General features: G+C 47.6%; 1 protein-coding gene. It reads left to right on the top strand.

Going from position 1 to position 597, the window contains the following annotated elements:
* On the top strand, window positions 1–471 hold a 471-nt coding region (locus DK870_RS29195; protein ID WP_218580693.1), incomplete at its 5' end, for a tectonin domain-containing protein.
* Between the last annotated feature and the right edge of the window lie 126 nt (window positions 472–597).

Raw genomic sequence — 597 nt, 5'->3', positions numbered from 1 at the left:
CAGGTGGATGCTGGAGGTGATCAGATCATTGCAGGTGTCAATATGTATGATGACATATTCTGTTCAAATATGGATGCTAACAACAAATGGTTATCCAGTAACATTCCTTGGATTAATATTGGTGGAAAGCTGAAGTACTACAGCTGTGGTCCATACAGCTGTTGGGGAGTGAACCACAACGACCAAATCTTCATCATGAAGGATGTGTCGTCTAGTGTCTGTTCAGGGTCCGGCAGCTTTGTGAATATTCCTGGACTTCTGTCCATGATTGAAGTAGCAACTGATGGCAGTGTCTATGGTGTAAACTCTCAAGGGAGCTTATTCAAACGAACTGGTGTCACTCGCTGCACACCCGATGGCACAGACTGGATCCCAGTGGTTGCCTGTCCCAATGGTCACCAGCATGTGAGCTTTGACCTGGGAGTGCTGTGGGTCGTGTGTGTTGATGGCTCCATCCGTAAATGCAGTTAAGGCACTATGGTGGGCCAAGGTGGGCGGTCTCGAGATTCTGGCAGAGCGCATGCCTAAATGTACTGTATAATGTCACTGCAGCAACAGGAGGTCATTCATTGACCGAAGCCTCAAAGTGACTTGTAA

Source organism: Pseudomonas sp. Q1 (genome assembly GCF_009935975.1).
GTDB lineage: Bacteria > Pseudomonadota > Gammaproteobacteria > Pseudomonadales > Pseudomonadaceae > Aquipseudomonas > Aquipseudomonas palleroniana.
This window is presented reverse-complemented; position numbering and strand designations above follow the sequence as displayed.